The 17891-nt window shown below is 60.3% G+C and carries 10 protein-coding genes and 1 pseudogene; 5 read left to right on the top strand and 6 right to left on the bottom strand.

What is annotated here, in order from left to right:
- Positions 1–5: 5 nt before the first annotated feature.
- Together AB4Z19_RS07045 and AB4Z19_RS07040 are read right to left on the bottom strand one after the other, a co-directional pair.
- Positions 6–332, bottom strand: a pseudogene (locus tag AB4Z19_RS07045) (helix-turn-helix domain-containing protein); the annotation flags it as partial.
- 262 nt (positions 333–594) lie between these two features.
- Positions 595–2799, bottom strand: coding sequence for an OsmC domain/YcaO domain-containing protein (locus AB4Z19_RS07040; RefSeq protein WP_442026646.1), 2205 nt, complete (start codon positions 2797–2799; stop codon positions 595–597).
- A 126-nt stretch (positions 2800–2925) separates the two neighbouring features.
- Here AB4Z19_RS07040 and AB4Z19_RS07035 point away from each other — a divergent pair, with 126 nt between their 5' ends.
- Entirely contained in the window at positions 2926–3291 is a 366-nt protein-coding gene (locus tag AB4Z19_RS07035; protein WP_442026647.1) for a hypothetical protein, read from the top strand.
- A 182-nt stretch (positions 3292–3473) separates the two neighbouring features.
- Complete coding sequence (locus tag AB4Z19_RS07030; protein ID WP_442026648.1) at positions 3474–3662, top strand: hypothetical protein; 189 nt, start codon at positions 3474–3476, stop codon at positions 3660–3662.
- Positions 3663–3704: 42 nt separating this feature from the next.
- On the opposite strand, the gene AB4Z19_RS07025 is transcribed toward AB4Z19_RS07030, so the two are convergent.
- Both AB4Z19_RS07025 and AB4Z19_RS07020 read right to left on the bottom strand, forming a co-directional pair.
- Complete coding sequence (locus tag AB4Z19_RS07025; protein ID WP_442026649.1) at positions 3705–4040, bottom strand: hypothetical protein; 336 nt, start codon at positions 4038–4040, stop codon at positions 3705–3707.
- Positions 4041–4140: 100 nt separating this feature from the next.
- Complete coding sequence (locus AB4Z19_RS07020) at positions 4141–4425, bottom strand: DUF6130 family protein (RefSeq protein ID WP_442026650.1); 285 nt, start codon at positions 4423–4425, stop codon at positions 4141–4143.
- A gap of 348 nt (positions 4426–4773) precedes the next feature.
- Between AB4Z19_RS07020 and AB4Z19_RS07015 the strand changes: the two genes are divergently transcribed.
- Positions 4774–7989 (top strand): di-heme oxidoredictase family protein, encoded by a 3216-nt coding sequence (locus tag AB4Z19_RS07015; protein WP_442034789.1) that lies wholly within the window; start codon positions 4774–4776, stop codon positions 7987–7989.
- Between the two features lie 148 nt (positions 7990–8137).
- On the opposite strand, the gene AB4Z19_RS07010 is transcribed toward AB4Z19_RS07015, so the two are convergent.
- Both AB4Z19_RS07010 and AB4Z19_RS07005 read right to left on the bottom strand, forming a co-directional pair.
- The gene (locus tag AB4Z19_RS07010; protein WP_442034787.1) at positions 8138–9304 is read right to left on the bottom strand and encodes a tetratricopeptide repeat protein; all 1167 of its coding nucleotides are present in this window, start codon (positions 9302–9304) and stop codon (positions 8138–8140) included.
- A 3-nt stretch (positions 9305–9307) separates the two neighbouring features.
- Positions 9308–11458 carry a TonB-dependent receptor plug domain-containing protein gene (locus AB4Z19_RS07005; RefSeq protein WP_442034785.1) on the bottom strand — a complete coding sequence of 717 codons (2151 nt, stop codon included), beginning with the start codon at positions 11456–11458 and terminating at the stop codon, positions 9308–9310.
- A gap of 128 nt (positions 11459–11586) precedes the next feature.
- Between AB4Z19_RS07005 and AB4Z19_RS07000 the strand changes: the two genes are divergently transcribed.
- Both AB4Z19_RS07000 and AB4Z19_RS06995 read left to right on the top strand, forming a co-directional pair.
- Positions 11587–13557, top strand: coding sequence for a peptidase U32 family protein (locus AB4Z19_RS07000; protein ID WP_442034784.1), 1971 nt, complete (start codon positions 11587–11589; stop codon positions 13555–13557).
- Positions 13558–13638: 81 nt separating this feature from the next.
- The gene (locus AB4Z19_RS06995) at positions 13639–17889 is read left to right on the top strand and encodes a CHASE domain-containing protein (protein WP_442034782.1); all 4251 of its coding nucleotides are present in this window, start codon (positions 13639–13641) and stop codon (positions 17887–17889) included.
- The last annotated feature ends 2 nt before the right edge of the window (positions 17890–17891 follow it).

Genomic DNA, 17891 nt, shown 5'->3' with positions numbered 1-17891 from the left:
CCCGCCTTCCACTGCCTGGCGAACGCCGCCACGCGGTCGTATGACCCCTCGTAACCCAGCTCTTTCAGGTCTTCGTGGATCTGCTTCAAATTGCGTCGCTGCTTGCGCGGCTTGACCGTCTCAGCCTTGAGCCAGCCCGACAATTGCAAAGAGTATTTGTCCAGCGCGCTGGACGCTCGCCGCTCCGCATAGGAGGGCTCTGTGATTTCCGAGCGCAGATAGCGTCGGACGGTGTTCCTCGAGATGCCCAGTCGCCTGGCGATCTCCCTGAGGGGGACCTGGTCACGCAAGTGCCAGCGTCGAATTATGCCTAGCAATGCCACGTCTATCACTCCGTTCTCCTGCCGATGAGACAGGTGGATTGTGCTTCAAACGTGGGTCAGATTCATTTGCAAATTACTGGGGGAAACGGGTCAATTTTCGGCGCAAATCAACAAAAAGATGCTTTAGAGATTGCGCAGCCGTTCCGCTGTCGCGGCCACGTCACGGACTACCCCGGGAGTTCGAAAACTAGGGAAAACGGACATTTCAACTTTGCCCGGGACCGGACATTTCAACTTGGCCTTGACATACGCATATCGGCGCCACAGTGCCTTAGCTGGCCTTGGCGGCGGCTTTGGCGCGGGCTGCGTGTAGTTTCCTGTAGCTGTCGATCTTGCGCTGGTGCCGGTCGATGCCTTCCAGTTTCATGCTGGTTGGCGTCAGGCCATGGAATCGCACGCTGCCGTTCACGGAGCCCAGGACGGCGTCCATTCTTTCGCCGCCGAACATGCGGCGGAAATTGGCTTCGTAATCTCCCATTTCCAGATCGTCGTCGAGGATCACTTCCAGGACCACGTTCATGGCCTGATAGAACAGTCCACGCTCAACCGAGTTGTCGTTGTACTGCAGGAAGGCTTCAACCAGTTCCTTCGCCTCTTCAAACTGCTCCAGTGCCAGATGAATCAGCAGCTTCAGCTCAAGGATCGTTAGCAGCGCCCAGACCGTGTTCTCGTCGAACTCGATACCGATCAAAGAACCGATTTCGGTGTAATCGTCCGAGTCGCTGTCTTCCAGGCGCTCCAGCAGCGCCTCCAGGTGCTCGTCGTCCAGTTGGTGAATGTTCAGGATGTCTTCACGGAACGCCAGTGCCTTGTTGCTGTTATCCCAGATCAGGTCTTCCACCAGATAGATTTCGGAGTAACCGGGCACCAGAATCCGGCATGCCGTCGCGCCCAATTCGTCGTACACAGCCACATAGACTTCTTTGCCCATGTCTTTGAGGATGCCGAACAAAGTGGCAGCTTCCTGAGCATTGGAGTTTTCACCGTGGCCGGAAAAGTCCCACTCAACGAAGTCGTAATCGGCTTTGGCGCTGAAGAAGCGCCACGACACGACGCCGCTGGAGTCGATGAAGTGTTCAACGAAGTTATTTGGCTCGGTGACGGCGTTGCTGACGAAGGTCGGCCGAGGCAGATCGTTCAGGCCTTCAAAACTGCGTCCCTGCAGAAGTTCCGTCAGGCTGCGTTCCAATGCCACTTCCAGGCTTGGATGAGCGCCAAACGAGGCAAACACGCCACCGGTTCTCGGATTCATCAAAGTGACACACATGACAGGGTACTTACCACCCAGCGACGCATCTTTCACCAGCACCGGGAAACCCTGTTCTTCCAGGCCCTTGATGCCGGCCACAATGCCCGGATATTTCGCGATCACTTCCTGCGGCACATCCGGCAGTGCGATTTCGCCTTCCAGAATTTCGCGTTTAACCGCCCTTTCGAAAATCTCCGACAAACATTGGACCTGGGCTTCAGCCAGCGTGTTACCGGCGCTCATGCCGTTGCTAACGAACAGGTTTTCGATCAGGTTGGATGGGAAATACACCGTCTGGCCGTCCGACTGGCGCACAAACGGCAGCGAACAGATGCCGCGTGCGACGTTGCCGGAATTAGTGTCGTACAGATGCGATCCACGCAGTTCGCCGTCAGGATCGTAGATATTGCGGCTGTACTCGTCCAGAATTTCGGCCGGCAGCGCGTCTTTGCGGCCCGGCTTGAACCAGCGCTCGTTCGGGTAATGCACGAACGGTGCGTTGGCGAGTTCTTCGCCCCAGAATTGGCCTGCGTAGAAGTGATTGCAGCTTACGCGTTCAATGTACTCGCCCAAGGCAGACGCCAGCGCGCTTTCTTTGGTCGCGCCTTTGCCGTTGGTGAAGCACATTGGCGAGTGCGCGTCGCGGATGTGCAGCGACCAGACATTCGGAACGATATTGCGCCAGGACGCGATTTCGATCTTGATGCCGAGGTCCGCCAGCAGTCCGGACATATTGGCGATGGTCTGCTCCAGCGGCAGGTCCTTGCCCAGGATATAAGTGCTTGCCTCGGAATCCGCCTTCAGCGTCAGCAATGCCTGCGCATCAGCGTCCAGATTTTCGACTTCTTCAATGACGAAGTCCGGGCCGGCCTGAACTACTTTCTTCACTGTGCAGCGGTCGATGGAGCGCAGGATGCCTTCGCGGTCTTTGGCGGAAATATCCGGCGGCAGCTCGACCTGGATCTTGAAGATCTGCTGATAGCGGTTTTCCGGATCGACGATATTGTTCTGCGACAGGCGGATATTTTCGGTCGGAATATTGCGCGTATTGCAGTACAACTTCACGAAGTAAGCGGCGCACAAGGCCGATGAAGCCAAAAAGTAGTCGAACGGACCCGGCGCCGAGCCGTCGCCCTTATAGCGAATCGGCTGATCGGCGATCACCGTGAAGTCGTCGAACTTGGCTTCCAGGCGAAGCTTGTCGAGGAAGTTGACCTTAATTTCCATGAGAGTTCCAAATAGTGCTCAAAATGATTTGGCCGCTATTATCGGCTCTTTTGCGCTCACGGCATAGGCTGTGCGCCGCCAATCTTGGCAGTTCGATATCATTATCATCAATGATAAGGAGCTGCTATGAGCAAGTCTGTCAGGTGGCGAAAGAAGCCCAGAAAGAAGGATTATCTGTCAGCGCAGTCCTACCTGAGCCTCTTGTTTGGCTCACGCTCGGCAATCCGGCTGGTCAAGGGCCTGCGTCGGGCGCACATCAGGGAAATCCCGGCGCGGGACATTCTGCGGGCCTCGCATACACCCATGGCCGAGGTGCACGCCTTTGACTGGGCTAGCCAACATAAGGATATCAAGAAAGGCCGCCCGTTCTCGCCCATCCTGCTGGTGTGCGGCAAACACGGCGACGAACTCGTGATCGCGGACGGCTTCCATCGCCTGTGCGCAGCTTTTGCCAAAGACCAGGACGCCATCGTTTCCTTTAAATTGGCCTGATGTCGCTCGGCGCCAAACAGTCTCAGCCCGAAGTTGGACGCGAACCGACAAGTTTGGCTGCGCGCGCGGCTGGATCGCCTCTGTGAGCAGGATTTTTGATGCCTGGCATCGGTTTTGCTGAATGGAGATCGGGAAGTTGAAAAACATCTCGTCCATCCAAACCCGACCCGAAAGGAAGCATCATGAACATCCAAAAACATATGGAAGCGATCTTCATCTCTGTGCTGACGATTATTGGCCTCGGCACGCTCGCGACTGAAAACCTGCCCAAGGTCTTTGAAAAGGCACCGGTTGCCGCCAGCACCATGGCGTCGCCGTCCAATGTGGCAGTGGTCGTGATTCGCGCGCCCCGTCCATCGGGTCGTACTTGAACGCGCTGCGATGGCCCGGCGCTACTGCCGGGCCACGGCTTTTCAGAAGCTGCTGATTTCGTAGCGCTCCGGCGAACGCGGCAGCATGCCGATCGCCTCGCAACGTCCAAAGAATGCATTTCGCACCAGCTTGCTCAGCGACGGCCGAGCGCGCGTGCGGCGCAAGAAATCGTATTGACAGCGGAATACGAAGCCATCCTGGAAAGCGATCTCGAAACTGAATTCCGTGTGCTCCTTGGGCGCCCCTTCCATCCAGCGCTGCAGCAGACGGTCCGCTTCGCGAAACTCCCCTACCCTGGCGACATGGCTGCCCGATTGCATTCGGATGTGGGCCACGTCAATTCGTTCCACCTCACAGACATCGCATTTGCTTGCCATGATTCCCTCGCTGACTGCCGGACTTCGTTAATCTGTGTCTCGATTCTAGTCAGCAAGCACGCTTTCGTAACTTATACTTCGGTATGAAAGCGCCCTGCTTTCAATGGTCGTGCGGCTTCCCTGCCCTGGTATCCGGCACCGTCACCGTAACCGTAACCGCTTCGCCGGTCAGAATCTTGTGGCTCGGATCGGCCAGCTTCAGCAGGACTTTGTGTGGACCTGGGTCCAGGCTCACGATAATCACTGGATTACCGCTGGTATGCGGCCCGGCCGGCTCGGAAGCGACCGGAATTACGGCGGGCGGACTATCGGCCCGGGCCATGGCAAGAGCGCTAAGTAAGGCGCCCGCGCCGCCTGCTGCCGATCGGATGGTAATCGTTTCCATGACGCTGCCTTTCAAGTAGCAAGCTTATGGCCGTCATTTCTCAATTTCGTTCTGCGGCCCAGCTTTGTCAAGCTGCAAATGTCTAACTTTCGGCCTGTGGCAAAGCCGCAAATTTGTCTTAAATCGTAACGAATCGTGTTCGTTTGTCGGGTACGCTTGACAGCGATAGTTAGTCACGGTAACGTTTCCAAATATTTCCATTCGGCAATGAATCGAATGGAACCTCGGGTGCAAACCGCAAGGCCGCCGTCAAACCGCGGCTTTTAATTGGCAAGTAATTATGATGAGTATCATCTTATTACTGGTCGATAACGAAATAGCAACGCATCAAGAATATAGGGAGGTACCATGAGAAAGACGCCTTCAGGGCATCGATCGAACCTAAAGCGGCTACGCAAGATAACACTCCAGGGCTTACCTCTCGCCCTGGCAGCCTTGCTGGCCGCATGCGGTGGCAGTAGTGAAGATTCCGGCAGCCAGGCCCAGGGTGGGCTGCGGCTGGCGGCATCGGTGGCACGCGCGTCGGCCGAAATGGCGCTGACGCCGGTTGCGGCGACGGCCAGTTCGTCCGAACGCGGCGATCTGAACGCAGCGGCGGCCATCGACCACAATCCAGGCACGCGCTGGGGCAGCGGATTCACAGACAATGAATTCCTGACCCTGGACTACGGCAAGTCCGTGAACATCACGCGCGTTCACATCGACTGGGAAAACGCGCACGCAACCCAGTACGACCTGCAAGTCTCCGACGACAACGCCAACTGGACCACGATCAAATCCGTGACCAACAGCCAGGGCGGTTCGGAAGACCTCACGGATCTGAACGGCAACGGCCGCTACCTGCGCATGAAAGGTATCAAGCGCTCGACCGGCTATGGCTATTCGATCTTCGAGATCCAGGCCTTCACCGGTTCGCCGGTAGTGGAGCCACCTCCTCCGCCGCCGCCACAAGACCCGATCGATCCGAGCAAGCCGGGTGTCAGCATCAAGCCGGTGGCTGCAACCTCGTCGGCACTGGAAAACAACGGCAACAATGCCATGCAGGCGATTGATGGCCAGATGAACACCCGTTGGGCCAGCTCCTTCGAAGATGGCGCCTGGATTCAATTCGACTTCGGCGCCAAAACCCAGGTCGGCTACATGAAGCTGGTGTGGGAAAACGCGTACGGCAAGCAGTACAACCTGCTGATTTCCGACGACGGCCAGAACTGGACCCAGATCCGCGCCGTGACCAATGGCCAGGGCGGCACCGAGGAGTTCTTCAACCTCGGCGTGAACGCACGCTACATCCGCATGCAGGGCGTGGCGCGCGCGACCAACTACGGCTACTCGCTGTTCGAAGTCGAGTTCAAGACGCCGGGCAGCGACAACACCCTGCCTTCCGCGGCGACCACCGCCGTGAAGTATCCAGCCAGCGGCACCGGCTATGTACCGCTGCCAACCCAGGCCGACCCAATCGAAACCATCCAGTTCTCGCTGGCTGACGGCACCCTGATCACCCGCTTCGGCGCACGTGGTCTGGCGCGTCACGGCCGTGAGCGTGGCGAGGAATGGAATGAAATCGGCTACGGTCCGAACGAAACGGTGGACCCGGCAACCGGCCTGCCGGTCGATAAAGGTCCGGGCAACTACCTGACCTTCGTGCCGCAATACTTCAAGAACCGCACCTGGGGCGTGGAGATCATCGACAACAGCCGTGTTGCTGGCGTCACCAAGCCGCAGCTGATCGTCAATCAGTACACCACGGTCGACTTCCTGAAGGGTGGCATCGCCTTCTTCCGCGCCATCGACCGGCCGGGCGTCACCGGCTACGGCTGGATGGCTCCGGGCCAGCTGGTGGACGACAATGTGCCGATCTGCCATCCGGTGGCCTACCCTGCCAACGGCAAGATGAATACGGCGACCGGCATCAACAACGGCTGCTCCATCCTGGTCAAGGAATACCCGGGCATGGACGGTCTGGGCGCCGACGGCTTCCCGAATGGCACGCATATCAATGCGCGTCCGCTGGTGCAGGGTGATGTGATCGAAGTCTCGCCGTCGATGTTCTCGACCACGGACTCGATGATGTCCAAGGGTGACAACGGCGGTATCCGCTACTACTCCTACGAGTGGACCTATGTAGTGGGTGCGGGCCTGAAGCCATGGTACGGCACCCAGCCGCGCCTGAACTCGACGCCGCTGCCGGTTGATACGCTGTCGGGTGGTCTGGGTTCGGTGTCCTACAACTACTCGGACAACGGCCTGTTCATGTTCCAGCAGCCGCATAACAATATCGGTATGCAGAACATGCAGCGCTTCGTGGAAGGCCGCCGCCTGGTGCACACCAACTTCACCACCGGTATGCACAACGAACCTGGCAACGACCGCTACGATCCGGCTGTCGGTGTGCAGGGCCAGCGCTTCAACCAGTCCGCATGTATCGGCTGCCACGTGAACAACGGCCGCAGCCCGGCGCCGATCGCCGTCAACCAGCGCCTGGATACGATGGCTGTGCGCGTGGCGTCCACCGACGCTTCGGGCCAGCAGCTGCCGCATCCGCAGTATGGTCTGGCTGTCGCGATGAATGCAGTATCGTCGTCTGGCGCACCGCAGAACTGGGGCACTGGTGTGCGCGTTTCCGGCTTCGATACCACTACCTCCAAGCTGGCCGACGGCACCGCTGTCGAACTGCGCAAGCCGAAAGTGGCCTTCGAAGGTCCGGTACCGGATACCTTCTCGCTGCGCGCTGCACAGCCGATGATTGGCGCCGGCCTGCTGGAAGCAATTCCGGAAGCGGACATCCTGGCGCGCGTTCGCAGCACGCCTGATGCGGACGGCGTAAAAGGCGTGGCCAACTACGTCTTCGATCCGGAAAGCGGTGCGGTACGTATGGGCCGCTTCGGCTGGAAGGCGTCGAAGGTTTCGCTGCGCCATCAGGCTGCATCGGCGCTGCTGCTCGATATGGCGGTGACCTCGCCGGTATATCCGAACCGCAGCTGCACCACCGATCCGGCAGGCTGCCGCGCCGCCGCGCCGCAGAAAGGCATTTCGGAAGCCGATCTGCAGTCGATCGCGCAGTACCTGTCGCTGGTAGCCGTACCTGCCCAGCGTAGCCTGCCGAGCGGCTTCCCGAAAGGCGTGGCGCCGCTGGACGAGCACCGTGTCGATCCGGCGCAAGTGGCTGCAGGCTCCAAGCTGTTCCAGGGCATGCGCTGCCAGGCTTGCCACACCGTCGAGATGAGGACCGGTTCCGGCCACCTGTTCGCAGAGCTGCGTAACCAGACCATCAAGCCGTACACCGACCTGCTGCTGCACGATATGGGTCCAGGTCTGGCCGACAAGCTGACCGAAGGCCAGGCGCAAGGCGGCATGTGGCGTACGTCCGCGCTGTGGGGCATCGGCTACACCGATAAGGTGATGGGCAACAGCGCCAACGTGGGTTACCTGCACGATGGCCGCGCACGTAACCTGACCGAAGCGATCATGTGGCACGGCGGTGAAGCCAACACTTCCCGCCAGCGCTTCGAGCAGCTGTCCAAGTCCGACCGCGACGCCGTTATCGCGTTCCTGAAGTCGCTGTAATCGCTTCAGCCCAAGCCGCCGGTGCAGATCCCCTGCCCGGCGGCTTTTTTACTGGGGGCAGATTTGAGTCCTTGTTTGCGTTGACGGGATTCGGCGGCGAGTTTGGCGAGCCGTTCGGCGCAGCGGCCGCCATCCAGTAGGACTGCCCCTACTGAGGCATCAGGTGATAGCGGTCGATAAAGGCCTTGGCGCCCTGCGGTTCCTCCGCGAGCCATGCGTCAAGCTCGGTGCGATAGGACTCACGGTAGGTCAACAACAACATCGCGGCCTTCAGCTGTCCATCGGTGTACAACTGACGCATTGTCTTCAAGGCGGGATCGTAAATCTTGCCGCCGTTCTTTTGTTCAATTTCGGCGGCGACCTTAAAGCCATTTAACCACGCCTCGTATTCGCGGGCGAACGGACTGCCCTCTGTAGCGTTGGCCTTGCTGAGTGCATAGCCGACCCAGATGCCGAAATCCAGGTTATCGGAAGCCAGCTTGGACAGGCTTTCCGCAAGCTCCACCTTCGGCTTGCCATCCTTGTCCTTGCTCACGCCCGTGGCCATGATGCGCAGCCCCAGCGCTTGCAGAGGCGTGCCCTCTGCCTGCTCATACGCCTGCACCCGGTCCCAGTTCGCTTTCTGTCCTGGATGCGCGGCGACAGCGCGCACCGCAGTCAGTCCGGCTTCGCGGCGCTTTCCCTGGCGCGCGAGGGCGTCAACCAGGAAGCGCCAACCCATCGAGTCGCGCGGGTCGATTTCGACAGCCTTGCGGAAATGCTTTTCGGCTTCGGCCCACTGCTGCCGAAAGAAGAAGCAATCGCCTGCGTAAATCCAGGCCCGTGCGAAACGCGGATCGGCAGCGATGGCCGCCATGTACTTGGCGTAAGCCTCATCGAATTTATGCTGATTGAACAGCACTTCCGCCTCAATCTGCAATTTCGCCGCTTCGGGGACTGGCTGATACTGCCAGGCCAATGGTTCGCCCGACAATCGCCTGAGCACCTCATGCGCCAGCGGGTCATTTGACCACAGGCCCAGTGCTTGCTGGGCCATGCCCCTGCTCTGGTCATAGCATTCCTTCTGCTGCTCGGTCTTACGCAGGCCGCAATCATCGTAAAGCAGCGTCGCTATCGACGAAATTGGAAAGGAAGCCTCCGGCGACAATTTTGCCGCCTCTTTGAACTTTTCAAGAGCTTCACTGCGCTTTCCTTGAACAGACAAGGTATAGCCTTGCTCGATCAGTGCCTTGCTCTCGGCACTGCCGTAAGGCGACGACTCTGCGGCGGCATTGCCGCAGACCGCCAGTGCAAAAACAAGGGCGCGAATTTTCATTGGTCAGAATTTGAGCTCAAGATTGGCCTGGAAGCGCGGCGAGTCGTAGCTGCGGCTCCAACTTTCGCTGGTGCCATTGATGTCCGAGTAGCGCGAGTAGCCGCGTGTATCCTCGCCCAGGGCATTGTTCACCGCCAGACGTACCTGCACGCCGGGCCTGAATTTGTAGAGCAGGTACATTTCCAGTTCGCGCCAGCGGAACAGCTGGGTGCTCTGCTGCTCGGACACCCGCACCGCACCGCCGCCGCGATAGTTGAAGTTCGCGCCGGCGCTATATTTGTCAGTGCGATAGTCGACGCCGATATTCGCGCTGAGCGGGATCTGGCCGTCGAGGCGATTATGCGGGCCAGGAACCTCGTCCACCGTGGACCAGTTCTTGTTGAAGTTCGTCCGGAACTCGAGCGGCAAGGCATCCGGCACCAGCGTCTTGAGCGGGAACTTCAGCTCGAAGTCGAGCGTGCGCACCATCGCGCTGCCATCGTTCAGCGGCTGGTTCAGCCACAGGCCGCGGCTGTCCTGAGTCAGCCTGGTGCGGATATAGTCGGTGATGTGACGCTGCGACGTGCCGATCGAGAACACGGCGCCCGGCGCCCAGAAGTGCTCGTACGTCAGGTCGATGCCGGTTGCCAGTTCCGGCTTCAGGTCAGGATTGCCGCTGCTGTCCGGATTGAAGCGCGTATTCTCATCCGAGAAATAACGGCGCGCCGTCAGCTGGTTGGTGGCCGGCGCCTTGTAGGTTCGCGTCAGCGCCATGCGGAACTGGCGGCCGCTCTTGTCCGGGAATTTGTACAGCGTCTGCGCGACCGGGCTTAGCACATGACTGTTGGACTGTGTATTCATCAGGCCCGTGCCTTCACTGTCGGTACGGATCGTCTCCCAGCGCGCGCCCAGATACACGGACCAGCTCTTGGTCACATTCCATTCATCCTGGCCATACACCGCATAGCGCGTGATGCGGGGATTGAACTGCTCGGGAATCACGACCGGCGTGGTGCCGATCACGCCTTCAACACGCACCACATCATCATCGTTCTGTTGACGATTGATTTCCCAGCCAGCCGCCAGGGAATGGCCATCGAACAGGGTTTGCGTGTATTTGCCGATGCTGCTGTAAGTCGTGTAGCGGCTGACCGTGTCCGCATCGCGTCGCAATACATTCGACTGATCCGCGGTGCTCGACAGCGAGAAGCTCTCCGAGTGATTGTGATTGCTGTTGGCCGATACCTTGGCATCCAGCTTGCCGCCCGCGATCTTGCCCACCCAATTGAGCTCGCCGCCGATGAAGTGGCCACTGCTGTTCGAGGTGTTATCCGCGTTGGTGTAGTCGGGTGAGCCGAAGCTGCCGATCTGGTTCGTCTTGACGCTGTGATAGTCGCTGTTGTTGCGGAAGAAGGCCAGGTTGCCGTTGAAATTGAGCTGGTCGTCGTTCGGCAGTTTCAGATTCAGGCGCGGATTCAGGCCCACAAAACTGCCGGCGTTGCGGTTGCGGCGCAACCAGTCGCGTTCCTGCGTTACCTGTCCACTCGGCGTGATGAACTGGTCCGCGCCGATCGAGCCGGCGTCGCGCAGATTGCGGCCGAAGTAAGGGTTCAGGTAATAGGACAGATTGTCGACCTTGTCTGCAATTGTCGCCACGGCGAACAGGTTGCGCTGCTGGTCTGAGCGGCTGGTGTTCAGGCGGAAGTCGCGCTGGGGCTTGCTCACCACTTTTTTCAGGACGATGTTGATCGTGCCGGCAATCGCCTGCATGGAATGCTCGGCCGTCGCCGCCCGCACCACTTCGATGCGCTCGATCTGCTCCGGTGGCAGCGTGGTCAGCTGAAATCCGGGAGGCGGACGCTCGCCATTCACCAGAATCTGCGTGTACCCGTTGCCCAGACCGCGCATGCGGATCGAATCGCCGATCACGGTCACGCCGGGCGCGCGCTTCAGCACGTCGTACACATTGGTGTCGCCGTACTTGATGATCTCTTCGTGGTTGATGACGGTCTTGCTGGCTGTATCGTCGCGGCGCGGGTCGTAATCTTCGGCCGCGCCCYTGATTTCCACTTTCTGCATCGGTTCCGCCTTCATGGGCGGCTCCTTGCTTTGCTGCTGTGCCAACGCGGCGGCGCTCAACCCGAGCAGTGCCAGAGGGGTAAGTCGGTTTTTCATTGCAGATCTTGAAATTGCAAATCCTGCAATTATGCCTGATGCTTCACGGAAATACTCAAAAATTGACGAAAAAATCATGGCCGTGAGCGGTATAATTTTGGCCTTCATTCGACCGAAAGCCGCCCGCCATGTCCTTGCTTGATCATCAATTAGAACTGCTGTCGCCTGCCAAGACTGCCGAAATCGGCCGCGAGGCCATTCTGCATGGCGCGGACGCGGTTTATATTGGCGGCCCGGCCTTCGGTGCGCGCCACAACGCCAGCAATCCGCTGGAGGACATCGCGGCGCTGGTGAAGTTCGCCCACAGCTACCGCGCGCGCATCTTCGTGACCATGAACACCATCATGCACGACTCGGAACTGGAACTGGCGCGCAAGCAGATCTGGCAGCTGTATGAAGCTGGTGTCGACGCGCTGATCGTGCAGGATATGGGTCTGCTCGAAATGGACCTGCCGCCGATCCAGCTGCACGCCAGTACCCAGTGCGATATCCGCACCGTGGAAAAGGCCAAGTTCCTTGGCGATGTCGGCTTCTCCCAGCTGGTGCTGGCACGTGAACTGACGCTCGACAAAATCAGGCAAATCCGCGACGCGGTCGATACGCCGCTTGAATACTTCGTCCACGGCGCTCTGTGCGTGGCCTTCTCCGGCCAATGCTATATCTCGCACGCCGATACCGGCCGCAGCGCGAACCGCGGCGACTGTTCGCAAGCCTGCCGCCTGCCTTACACACTGTCCGATAGCCAGGGGCGCGTGGTCGCATTCGAAAAGCACCTGCTGTCGATGAAAGACAACGACCAGAGCCGCAATATGGAAGCGCTGATCGACGCCGGCATCCGCTCCTTCAAGATTGAAGGCCGCTACAAGGACATGGGCTATGTAAAAAACATCACGGCTAATTACCGCCTGCTGCTGGACGAGATTCTGGAACGCCGCCCCGAGTACGCGCGCGCATCCAGCGGCCGCACCGAAGTGTTCTTCACACCGGACGCGGACAAGACCTTCCACCGCGGCCACACCGACTACTTCGCCAACGGCCGCCAGGACGATATCGGCGCTTTCGATTCGCCGAAATTCGTCGGCGTGGAGCTGGGTTCGGTCATCAAGATCGGCAAGGACCACATCGACCTGTCGACCAACGCCGCCATGGAAAACGGCGATGGCTTGAACTACATGAACAAGCGCGAAACCGTCGGCATCCTGGCCAACAAGGCCGAGAAGCTCGGCGAGGACGAGGAAGGCCAGCGCTGGCGCGTTTTCCCTAACGAGCAGCTGTCCGCCCTGCCCGGCTTGAAAGTTGGCACGATCGTCAACCGCAACAAGGACCATCACTGGGAAGCGTCGCTGACCAAGAAGTCGTCCGAGCGCAAGGTCCAGCTGCACCTTAGCCTGAGCGAATCCGACGGCGGTCTGCGTCTGACTGCCATCGACGAAGATGGCATCACCTCCGTCACCGAGGCAGCGATTGCCCTGCAGCCTGCGCAACAGGCGGCGCAAGCGGAAAGCAGCCTGCGCACCAGCATCGCCAAGCTGGGTAACACCATGTTCGAGCCGGGCGAAGTGAAGCTGGACCTGTCGCAGCCATGGTTCGTGCCTTCCGCCGCCATCAATGGCCTGCGCCGCGATGCTGTCGCCGCACACGAGGCGGCACGTCTGGCGGCATGGGAGCGTCCTGAGCGCAAGGCGTCGGTGCAGCCGCCCGCCACCTACCCGGACACGCAACTGAGCTACCTGGCCAACGTCTACAACGAAAAGGCGCGCGCCTTCTACCAGAAACACGGCGTGCAAATGATCGATGCGGCCTACGAGTCGCACGAGGAGCCGGGCGAAGTGTCGCTGATGATCACCAAGCACTGCCTGCGCTTCTCCTTCAACCTGTGCCCGAAACAGGCCAAGGGCGTGCAAGGCGTGCAGGGCCAGGTGAAGGCCGAGCCGATGACCCTTGTCAGCGGCAATGAAAAGTACACCTTGCGTTTCGACTGCAAACCTTGTGAGATGCACGTGGTTGGCGCCATGAAGCCTGGCATTTTCAATAGCGCGCCGCCGTCGGCCGTACCATACAGCCCGCTCGTGTTCCACCGCCAGCGTCCGCGCGCATAACTAAACAGAGCCAGCGACTCGTGCTGGCATCGGCCTGCCGGCCATGTTAGTCTGTGATTTAGGCAACCTTACCTAAATTGCATGGCTGAAGTTTTACGCGCTGCCCCGCCGCCCCGCTCTGCCCTGCATACCCTGCTTGGCATGGCGCTGGCCACGGCCGTTTATTACGCGCTTGCCCGCGTAGGCTTGCTATTGGCGGTCGGCCAAAGCAATGCCACCGCGATCTGGCCGCCTTCCGGCTTCGCATTGGCGCTCGCACTGCACTATGGCTGGCGTGCTTCGCCAAGCATCTTCATCGGCGCCGCGCTGGCCAATCTGACTGTCTTCGCCCAGAACCAGGCCGCCACTCCGGCGGTGATCGGCGCGGTATCGCTGGGAATCGCGGCCGGCAACACGCTCGAAGCCCTGCTCGGCGCCTGGCTGGTGCAGCGCTTTCTCAATGGTGAATTGCGCATGGCCACGCCGCGCAATGTCTATCTCTTCGTGTTCGCCATCGGCGCAGCGGCCCTGGTGGCCTGCGTCAATGGCACGGCCGAGCTCTGGATAAGCGGCATTATTCAAGGTGGTTTGGCGGGCAAGGTCGCCACTGTCTGGTGGATCGGCGACCTGCTCGGCATGCTCGTCGTGGCGCCCATGGCGCTGATGCTGATGCAAAGCTGGCGCGGGCTCCTTGCCCGGCCACGGCCTGCCGAACTGCTGGTCCTGGCCGTTACTGCCACCAGCGCATGCGCCGTGTTCTTCGACGACTTCATCCCGGAAGGCATGCACATCCCGCCCTACGTTCTGCTGCTGCCGATGGCCTGGGCCGCGGTCTGGCACCGGCGCGGTGTCATGTATCTGGCCCTGGCGATAGTTGTCGCCGTCGCGGTGCCGGCAACCGCGATGGGTTATGGTCCTTTTGACTCGGGCCTGTTGCAGCATTCGGTGCTGGACCTATGCCTCTTCCTCGCCATCACCACTGTCATTGCCTTGGTGCTGGCCACCGACAACGGCAGCCAGCCGCGCTTCTCGCCGGTGCCGCTTCTGGCGCTGGCCGTGTGCATGACCTTGAGCGTCATCACCTGGGAATGGGGCAAGGCCAGCATCTCGCGTGACGCCCAGGAGCGCTTCGACCATTCAGCGCAAGTGGTGCGCGACACGCTGTACGAGCGCATGGAGGCATACGAATCGCTGCTGCGCGCCGGTTCCGCGCTGTATGAGGCGTCCAATAGCGTCGAGCACCATGAATGGCGGAATTTCGTGACGGGACTGGAATTGCCCGGCCAATTTCCGGGTGTGATGGGGCTGGGCTTTGCAAACTTTCTGTCCGCGCAGGACCTGGATCATGCCGTCAGCGCAATCCGCCGCGACGATCGGCCCAGCTTCCGGATTCGGCCTGAAGGCAAACGCGAATTCTATGCGCCGATCACGCTGCTGGAACCCGAGACGGCACGTAATCTGTCTGTGATCGGCTTCGACATGCTGGCCGAACCCACGCGGCAACGCGCGCTGCTGGCCTCGATGCAGAATGGCCGCATGACGATCACGGCTCCGCTCATTCTGGCGCAGAACACCAGCGAAGACAGGAGCCTGGGCTTTCTGATGGTGAATCCGGCTTACGGGCCGGCAGAAGATGGTGTATCGGCGCGGCACCTGCTCGGCTTTGTCTACGCCCCTTTCCGCGTCAAGGAACTGATGACGGGCATCTTTGGCACCCAATTGCGCGAAGTGCGGCTCGAAGTGTTTTTTGATCGGCAGAACAACAAGCCGATGTACGTCAGCGAACTGCCCGAACAGGGCGGCAGCTATCTGCACCTTGAGAATGTGCAGACGCTTTTGGTCGGCAATAACGGCCAGCAGTGGATTCTGCGCGTGACGCCAACCGCAGTGTTCGACGCGACTATTGACCAGGATAAGCCTTTCCTGCTGCTGATGCTCGGCACTACCATCAGCCTGCTGTTCTTTGGCGTCAGCCGCAATCTGGTGCGCGAACGGCAGTTGGCGCAAATGGAAACCGACGCCTCGGCTGTGCGCATCCGCGAGCAGCAGGCGATTCTGCACCTGTCCGAAACCCGCTTCCAGTTGCTGACGTCGGCAATCAAGAACCACGCCATCATCCTGCTTGGGCCGGACGGCACCATCTCGACCTGGAATGAAGGTGCGCACAAGATTTTCGGCTACGACGAGCACGAAATCGTCGGCCAGCACGTGGTTCGTCTGCATGTGGATTCCACCGAGCGCGAGGCGGTCGGCCTGGAACTGGCTTTGCAGCGTGGCCAGTATGAAAACATGGGCCTTCGCCGCCGCCGCGACGGCAGCACTTTCCTTGGCCTGGCGCAGACCTTCCCGATCCGCGACGACAAAGGCCAGTGCATCGGCTTTGCCAAGATCGTGCGCGACGTGACCGATGAGAAAGCGGCGGAAAAGGAACTGAATGACGCCAAGACGCAAGCGGAAGCCGCCAGCGCGGCCAAGAGCGCCTTTGTCGCCAATATCAGCCACGAGCTGCGAACGCCTATGAACGCAGTGCTGGGACTGGCCCAGGTGCTGGCGCGCACGCCGCTCAGCGCCGACCAGCGTCAATATCTGGACATGATCAGCGGCGCGGGCAAATCCCTGCTGGCGCTGCTCAACGACGTGCTGGACTTTTCAAAAATCGAGGCCAACCGTCTCGACCTGGAAAACGAGGATTATCTGCTGGACGATGTGATCGATGCCATCGGTTCTTTCATGACCATCAGCGGCGGCGACAAGCATCTGGACATGGCGATCCGCGTCGATGCCGAAGTGCCGGCCTGCCTGCACGGCGATGCCCAGCGCGTGCAGCAGGTGCTGCTCAATCTTGTCAGCAATGCGATGAAATTTACCGAACAAGGCAGCGTATGCGTACATGTGCGGCTCGATCCTGTACGGCCCGGCCATGTGCGCTTTGACGTGGCCGATACCGGCATCGGCATCGAACCGGGCCAGATGGAGCGACTGTTCACGCCATTCAGCCAGGGCGACGCTTCGATGGCGCGCAAGTTCGGCGGTACGGGTCTCGGATTGGCCATCTCGAAGCGCTTTGCCGCCATGATGGATGGCGTGATTGAAGTGCAGAGCCGTCCCGGCGCCGGTACCACCTTCAGTTTCAGCATGCCGCTGAATGCCGGCATGCTGCCCGATAAATACCAGCTGCCGCATACCATGCGCGGGGTACGCATCCTGTACGCCGATCCGCGGCAGGCGGCACGGGCTGCAATGACCGAAATGGCCAAGCGCTGGAATAGCCCGTGCGACTTTGTCACCACCGCCGACGAGCTGGCGCTAGCCTTGTCCGTCTCCCGCAAATATGGGCTGATTCTCTGCGACGTCAGCCTCGCATTGGGCGCCGCAAAGCTGGTGCCGGCCGGCGCCATGTTCGCCACGGTGGGGCGCGGCACACAGGCCGAGGCAGAGCTGCACCAGCCGCTCACACGCGTCGCGATCTGGCACTTCCTGGCCGGCTGCGAAGTGAATGCCAGCGACGCTCATGGCAACGCACCAGCCGAACCGGCACAAGCACCGGCCACCGATGCCACGCTCGCCGGCTTGCTGCTCCTGCTCGCGGAAGACAATCCGCTCAACCAGGTGGTGGCCAAGAGCCTGCTGGAAAGCGCTGGCGCGCGGGTGGAGCTGGCGAATACGGGCGAGGAAGCACTGACCGCCCTGCGCCGCGACGCCTCCCGCTTTGACCTGGTGCTGATGGATGTCCAGATGCCGGTGATGGACGGCTTCACTGCCACCCGACACATTCGTCAGGACCTGGGCCTCAAGCTGCCCATCATCGCCATGAGCGCCGGTGTGACCCTCGATGAACGTGCTGCTTGCCAGGCGGCTGGCATGGACGATTTCGTCGCCAAGCCTGTGGACCGTGCGACGCTGTTTTCAGCCATCGTCCGTCACGTGCGACGCGCCAGTACGGTAACACCGCCGCCACCAGCACGCGCACCGGAAGCAGACCCCGATGTGGTCTTCAATGTGCGCCATCTGGAAGACCTCGCGACACGCGGTCTGGGCAGCCAATCTGCGCTGGTGGACATGGTGACGCGCGCCTTGCAGCACGCCGGCGATACTGCACGCCAGGTCCGTGACGATGTGGCGGCTGGCGAATACACGAAGGCAGCGCGCGGGCTGCACAATTTGCGCGGCACCTTTGGTACGCTTGGCGCGAGACGCGTGGTGCAGGCCACGCAAGCCGCCGAACTACCCTTGCTGGCCGATCCGCCACGGGTGCCTGAGCCGGAGCTGACCCAGGTCTGGCAAGAGATGACACAAACCGAATCCCTCGCCCGCGCATGGCTTGCGCGGCAGACGAGCATGAATAACCAGTGACA

The sequence above is a fragment of the Pseudoduganella sp. RAF19 genome, assembly GCF_052114165.1.
Taxonomy (GTDB): Bacteria; Pseudomonadota; Gammaproteobacteria; order Burkholderiales; family Burkholderiaceae_D; genus Rugamonas.
The sequence above is the reverse complement of the archived record's forward strand: the minus strand, read 5'-3'. Positions and strand labels throughout refer to the sequence as shown.

Bases quoted from the DNA above. Each gene is read 5' to 3' on its own strand.
- AB4Z19_RS07040 (WP_442026646.1), bottom strand. From the start codon at position 2,799: ATGGAAATTAAGGTCAACTTCCTCGACAAGCTTCGCCTGGAAGCCAAG.
- AB4Z19_RS07035 (WP_442026647.1), top strand. From the start codon at position 2,926: ATGAGCAAGTCTGTCAGGTGGCGAAAGAAGCCCAGAAAGAAGGATTAT.
- AB4Z19_RS07030 (WP_442026648.1), top strand. From the start codon at position 3,474: ATGAACATCCAAAAACATATGGAAGCGATCTTCATCTCTGTGCTGACG.
- AB4Z19_RS07025 (WP_442026649.1), bottom strand. From the start codon at position 4,040: ATGGCAAGCAAATGCGATGTCTGTGAGGTGGAACGAATTGACGTGGCC.
- AB4Z19_RS07020 (WP_442026650.1), bottom strand. From the start codon at position 4,425: ATGGAAACGATTACCATCCGATCGGCAGCAGGCGGCGCGGGCGCCTTA.
- AB4Z19_RS07015 (WP_442034789.1), top strand. From the start codon at position 4,774: ATGAGAAAGACGCCTTCAGGGCATCGATCGAACCTAAAGCGGCTACGC.
- AB4Z19_RS07010 (WP_442034787.1), bottom strand. From the start codon at position 9,304: ATGAAAATTCGCGCCCTTGTTTTTGCACTGGCGGTCTGCGGCAATGCC.
- AB4Z19_RS07000 (WP_442034784.1), top strand. From the start codon at position 11,587: ATGTCCTTGCTTGATCATCAATTAGAACTGCTGTCGCCTGCCAAGACT.
- AB4Z19_RS06995 (WP_442034782.1), top strand. From the start codon at position 13,639: ATGGCTGAAGTTTTACGCGCTGCCCCGCCGCCCCGCTCTGCCCTGCAT.